A 6,000-nucleotide genomic window follows, 5' to 3' on the forward strand; every position below is an offset into this window, starting at 1 on the left:
ATCATGGGCGCCGCATTTTTATAGGAATAGGATGACTATAAATAAAAACTAATTTCCGACTGGAGGCAGATTTTCTTTATCTGATCACCTTCTGACATTTGTAAAGAGGTACTTTAAAAAGTATGCAAAAGCAGAGAGCTTTTAAAGCAGCGTTTAAAAAACTCCACCTTTTATGATATAATTATAAAAAATGATTTCATGATACATTTTTTGCAAGGAAAAAGTGTGGTGGCCATACAATTATGAAACGAAAAATTATAGAATCCCTGAAAAGATGGAAAACTTCTCCTTCCCGGAAGCCGCTTCTTCTTTATGGAGCCCGGCAGGTGGGGAAGACTTACTCTGCCCTTTCTTTCGGTCGGGACTACTTCACCAATGTAGTTTATTTCAACTTTGAAGGCAATTCTCAATTGCAGCAGATTTTTGACGGAAACCTTTCGCCTTCTGAAATTCTTCCTGCCCTGCAGGCGCAGGCGGGAGAAACTATACTGCCTCAGGAAACGCTCATCATTTTTGATGAAATCCAAGCCTGCGAAAGGGCACTGACATCGCTCAAATATTTCTGTGAAGAAGCATCAGAGTATGCCATCATCGGTGCAGGAAGCCTTTTGGGAGTCGCATTGAATCGTAAAGCCTTTTCATTTCCGGTGGGAAAAGTGGACATGATGACCCTCTATCCCATGGACTTTGAAGAGTTCCTCTGGGCCCTGGGAAAAGAAGATATGGCCAGTCTGATCCGTGAAAGCTTAATTAATAGAAAGCCATTCTCTCTTCACGATACAGCCCTTTCTCTTTATCGGCTTTATCTTGTCGTAGGCGGTATGCCTCAGGCCGTTGGAGAATACGTCCGGTCGAAAGAATTTCCTTTCGTAGAAAGCACGCTGAAAAATCTGGACAATGCCTATATTGCAGACATGGCCAAATATACGACGTCCCGGGAAACGGCGCGAATCATGGATGCCTGGCGAAGCATTCCGGCCCAGCTGGCCAAGGAAAATAAAAAATTTCAGTACAAATACATCAAGAGTGGAGCCCGGGCCGGTCAGTATGCGGCGGCTCTTGCCTGGCTTCAGACGGGAGGACTTATTCTAAGCTGTCTCAATGTGACGGAAGGGCGGCTTCCCTTATCCGTTTATGTCGATGCAGGTACTTTCAAAACCTACCTCATGGATACCGGACTCCTCTGTGCGAAATTTTCCGTGCCGCCTCAGACAGTCCTTTACCCATCAGAGATCCTTGATGGTTTCCGTGGCGCATTGACCGAGAATTACTGCATGCAGGCCCTTGTTGCCCAGGGAATCCTGCCTTACTATTGGACATCTCAGGGAACAGCGGAAGTGGACTTCGTATTTCAGACAGAAAAAGGAAATATCGTCCCACTGGAATCAAAAGCCGCCAGTCACGTTCGGGCCAAAAGCCTGCATCTCTTCATGAAACGATATGATATTCCCCTTGGAATCCGGGTTTCCACCAGAAATGTGGGTCTGGAAAATAATATTTTCAGCATCCCCCTCTATGGCCTTTTTGCTTTGAAGGACACACTAAACTTCTGTTCCCTATAACAATAACAAGGAGGCAGCCATGGAAAAAGAAGAAATAAGAAATATCCTTCTTGAGGAAATAAAAAATTTCATCGCTTCCTATAAAAATGACCATACCCTCTCCGCAGACAAACCCTTCAACCGGAGAGCCTGTGCCGAAAGACTCGACATATTCCGGGAAAATTCGGAGCCGACGTCTGCGGCAAATGTGACGTGGGACTGCCCTGCTCCTTCAGAAGTCCCCTGTGACTGAATGAAAGACAGAAAAAACTTTTGAACCGGGAATCCCGGGGCTATCGGGAAACTCGGGAAGGTGGCGCCCTGCGGGCGCAAATAGAAATAAAAGAGGCCCTCCGGGAGAGGAGCTCCCGCAAGGCGGGTGAAGGGGAACCTGTCGAAACGCCAGTCATCTCTGACGATAAAACTCGGAAAAGATGATTTTTTGCCAATTGACTCAAAAGCCAGCCCTGCCCGGCGAAAGGCTCTCCCTGGGGAACACCGCGAAGCGGTGAGAGGGGAACGACGGGAAATTGCCGAAGGCCAATGCTGCACTCGGAACTCGGAACTTCCATGCGGGTTATTTTCCTCCCCCCTCAGTCTGCTAGCGCAGCCAGCTCCCCCAAGGGGGAGCCTGTTCCCTTTCGGAAATAATCACAAATGAGGCTGACTGACGAAACATACCTGGGACAAAAGACACAAACGGTAAAACGCAGGCTCTCCCTGGGGAGAGCTCCGCGACAGCGGTGAGAGGGGAGTGATGGGAATTTGCCGAAGGCTGATGAAGAACTCGGAACTCGGAACTTCCATGCGATCAACTGTGGGCGGGTGGGCTGATGGAAATCGCAAGACCCCACCCGTCAAAAATGCCATTTGCCACTACCCATACAAGTCATCAGCCGCATAGAAGAAAGCTTAATGAACTTCTAATGATACAAATCGCGATTTTTGCTACTATATGTACAGAACAAAGAAATTCACCCGCAGGCTTCCGCTACGGCCAATCTCAGAGAAAGCGGAAGGGGAGAAAGACAGCGTTCTGAAACTTCATGGCGCCAAAAAAGTGAAACAGTAAAAATAGTGAAATGATACCCCAAAAGCAGCGGGAGGAGTGTACCCCGCTGTCTTTTGGGGTATTTTTTTGCTCTATTTCAGGATGGAAGCAGGCTGGAATGCATACAGGCCGAATGACTGGCATTAAAAGTGATCAGTGATCAGAAACCGGGTTCGTTGAAACCCTGCTACCTCAGCTGCCTTCGAAACTTTGAACCGGTTGGGACCCGGGATTCGGGACTCGGGGGAGTGCGCCGCGAAAAAATGGTATATCGGCGCATTTTTAGATTCCTTTCATTTCACTTTCGCTGCCCGGCATAGCTGGAAGCAATGACTAAATCCCGGTATGTCATATGTCTCAAATCATCAGCATGCTGACGTTTCAGGCTCCCCAGGTTTGGGGCGCTGCCGAACATAGTGAGGCTGAGGGGTTGTTCTACCGTTTCAAGGCACAAATGAGGCTGATTGCCAAAAAGGACTTGCACCCAAAGACTCTATCGGAAAACGCGTGGCCCTCCTCGAACAGGGCTCCCCCAGGGGGTGGGAGGGAACAAGTCGAAACCATACCAGGCAGGAGCGGCAGAAATCAAAAAGCATGATGTTCCTGCTGATCTGTATTTCCGTTCCCCTGTTTTTTGATACTGCGCGGGCAATCGACACCCAGTCTGATGCAGTCAGCCCCGCCCAACAAATGGACCCCCGGAAATTCATTCTGAAAGGGCCCTGAAAACTTCAATCTATGCTCCCTTCCTCCCATATGGTAGAATAGAAAGCGTACTAAAGGAGGAACACATTCCATGATTCATCGCTTTCATGCAGAGCAAAACCGCTGGGACGGTATCGAGCCCCACATTTATAAAGAAAACCCCGGTGTCTTCCGGGACGTGACGAAACAGATTTTATTCGATAATGACAATGACCTTCCCGTGCAGTTCCGGTATTTCCAGGTAGAAAAAGGAGGCTTCTCCTCCTTCGAACACCATGCCCACCGTCATGTAGTCATGATTTTCAAAGGCAAAGGCCATATGCTTCTGGGAAATCAGGTCTGCGAAATTCACGAAGGAGACCTCATCACCATTGAACCCTGGCAGTGGCATCAGTTCAAGGCAGATATGGGAGACATTCTGGGTTTCCTCTGCCTGGTCAACCATTTCCGGGACACCCCGGTGTATCCCACCGAAGTGGATATCGCAGAAATCAGGAAAAATCCGGAAGCCGCCCGTTTTCTTGATGAGAAATAAGGAATTAAGCCGTTAGCTGTCAGCCGCCAGCCGTTAGTAAAGAAGGCGCGAGTCAGATTTGACCGCGCTTTTTATATTTTCATCTTGATGTTATATGAATGCCTGTGAGAAAATAATAATATATTCTCTACTTCTTCAATGCCAAAGGAGATATCCATGCCCAACTACTTAAAAGAACGAAACACCATTATTTTTGATATGGATGGCACCCTGGTCGACTCCGTCGGTGTCTGGAATCAGGTCGATATAGAGCTGATTAAGGAACTGGGCGGAACCCCGGAAGATGAATTCACCGTGAATCACCGGCGGGACCTGGCCCTTGCGAAATACCGCACCCAAAAAAGTCCCTACACCTGTTACTGCGAAGACCTGGGAAAAATCTGCGGCTCCTCCCTTTCCGGCGATGAAATCATGGAAATGCGTCACCATATTGCCCACAAAATGATCTGCGAAAAAGTGCAGCTGAAACCGGGCGCGGCAGATCTGGTGAAAAAGCTGAAAGAAATGGGGAAAACCCTTGTCATTGCTACCACCACCAATACAGGAAATATGAATATTTACCGCTATAAAAATCAGAATATCCTCAAAGCCCTTCCCCTGGACGATTACTTCGATGCCATCTATGTCCGGGAAGACGTGACCGCCATCAAACCGGATCCCCAGGTCCATCTGAAACTCATGAAAGACCTTCATAAAGGACCATCGGACTGCTTCATCTTCGAAGATTCCCTGGTCGGAGTCCAGGCAGCCAAAGCAGCAGGAATTCCTGTGGCCGCCATGTATGACAGATATTCCGAAGCCGACGGAAAGGAAATCCGAACGCTGGCTGACTGCTGGTATGATTCCTTCGAAGAAGTCCTGAAGAATCTGTAAAAATCCTTGCCCTGAAGCCCACTTGAGGTTATAAAATAAGATCAGAAATATTTCCACTCATTCGACAAGGAGGCTATTATGTCAGAAATAAAACCAGGCACCGGCGGAGATACCTACATTCCCTATGAAAAACGCACCGGCAATGAATCCATCGTTTATTTCACCCGCGACCTCTCCGCTGCGGGACTCATCAAAGCATACAGGAAAATTTCCGCAAACCTCACCGGAAAAATCGCCGTGAAACTCCACACCGGCGAACAGCACGGACCGAACATCATCCCCCGCCCCTGGGTACAGGAACTGCTGGAAAAAGAAATCCCACATTCCACCATCGTCGAAACGAATACCTACTATGACGGAGACCGCTATACCACCGAAAAACACAGAGAAACCCTGAAAGTGAACGGCTGGGACTTTGCCCCCGTAGACATTATGGACGAAGAAGGAACCCTCATGCTTCCCGTCAAAGGCGGCAAATGGTTCAAAGAAATGTCCGTAGGCAGCCACGAAACAAACTACGACTCCATGCTCGCACTCACTCACTTCAAAGGACACATTCAGGGAGGATTCGGAGGCTCCAATAAAAACCTCGGTATCGGCTGTGCCGACGGACGGATCGGAAAAGCCATGATTCACACCTGGCCCGGAAAGGACCAGTGGTCCATCGCCAAAGAAGAATTCATGGAAAGAATGACAGAATCCACAAAAGCCACCATTGACTACTTTGGAAAACACATGGCCTATATCAACGTCATGAGAAATATGTCCGTATCCTGCGACTGCGAAGGAATCCATGCAGAACCCGTCGTCACTCCAAACGTAGGCATCCTCGCTTCCCTCGATATCTGTGCCATTGACAATGCATCGGTAGATATGATCTTTGCCATGAAAGAAAAAGACCATCATGACCTCGTAGAAAGAATGACCAGCCGCCATGGACTCCGCCAGCTCACCTATATGAAAGAACTGGGCATGGGAAATGACAGATATGTCCTCATCGACCTGGATAACGGAGAAATCAGGATCGATGCCAGAGAAGCAGTGAAAGGCGTAGTGCCTTTTAAAAAATAAAACTGTATAGACAATCCGGTGAACCGTGGCCCGTGCTCCGTGGACCGCAATCCATCAGGCCCTTCGGGCTTGAAATAATGACTCAAAAGCTAGCCCCTGCCCGGCGTCAGGCTCTCCCTGGGGAGAGCTCCGCGAAGCGGTGAGAGGGGAGCGACGGGAAATTGCCGAAGGCTGATGAAGAACTCGGAACTCGGAACTTCCATGCGGGTTATTTTCCTCCCCCC

5 protein-coding genes are annotated in these 6,000 nt (G+C 48.6%); all 5 read left to right on the forward strand.

What is annotated here, in order from left to right; translation table 11 throughout:
- The first annotated feature begins 242 nt into the window (after positions 1–242).
- The 5 genes from VZT47_RS04505 to VZT47_RS04525 all read left to right on the forward strand — a co-directional run bounded on the left by VZT47_RS04505 (position 243) and on the right by VZT47_RS04525 (position 5,776).
- Positions 243–1,562 (forward strand): ATP-binding protein, encoded by a 1,320-nt coding sequence (locus tag VZT47_RS04505; protein ID WP_330223781.1) that lies wholly within the window; start codon positions 243–245, stop codon positions 1,560–1,562.
- Between the two features lie 19 nt (positions 1,563–1,581).
- Complete coding sequence (locus VZT47_RS04510; RefSeq protein WP_330223782.1) at positions 1,582–1,794, forward strand: hypothetical protein; 213 nt, start codon at positions 1,582–1,584, stop codon at positions 1,792–1,794.
- A 1,594-nt stretch (positions 1,795–3,388) separates the two neighbouring features.
- Positions 3,389–3,832 (forward strand): cupin domain-containing protein, encoded by a 444-nt coding sequence (locus tag VZT47_RS04515; protein ID WP_330223783.1) that lies wholly within the window; start codon positions 3,389–3,391, stop codon positions 3,830–3,832.
- Between the two features lie 156 nt (positions 3,833–3,988).
- Positions 3,989–4,705 carry an HAD family hydrolase gene (locus VZT47_RS04520; RefSeq protein ID WP_330223784.1) on the forward strand — a complete coding sequence of 239 codons (717 nt, stop codon included), beginning with the start codon at positions 3,989–3,991 and terminating at the stop codon, positions 4,703–4,705.
- Between the two features lie 78 nt (positions 4,706–4,783).
- On the forward strand, positions 4,784–5,776 hold the full coding sequence (locus VZT47_RS04525; RefSeq protein ID WP_330223785.1) for a DUF362 domain-containing protein: 993 nt from the start codon (positions 4,784–4,786) through the stop codon (positions 5,774–5,776).
- The last annotated feature ends 224 nt before the right edge of the window (positions 5,777–6,000 follow it).

Origin of the sequence: Dialister sp. (assembly GCF_036343215.1) — a bacterium.
Classification (GTDB): Bacteria; Bacillota; Negativicutes; order Veillonellales; family Dialisteraceae; genus Dialister.

Coding starts and splice junctions, on each gene's coding strand:
- VZT47_RS04505 (WP_330223781.1), top strand. CDS start 243: ATGAAACGAAAAATTATAGAATCCCTGAAAAGATGGAAAACTTCTCCT.
- VZT47_RS04510 (WP_330223782.1), top strand. CDS start 1,582: ATGGAAAAAGAAGAAATAAGAAATATCCTTCTTGAGGAAATAAAAAAT.
- VZT47_RS04515 (WP_330223783.1), top strand. CDS start 3,389: ATGATTCATCGCTTTCATGCAGAGCAAAACCGCTGGGACGGTATCGAG.
- VZT47_RS04520 (WP_330223784.1), top strand. CDS start 3,989: ATGCCCAACTACTTAAAAGAACGAAACACCATTATTTTTGATATGGAT.
- VZT47_RS04525 (WP_330223785.1), top strand. CDS start 4,784: ATGTCAGAAATAAAACCAGGCACCGGCGGAGATACCTACATTCCCTAT.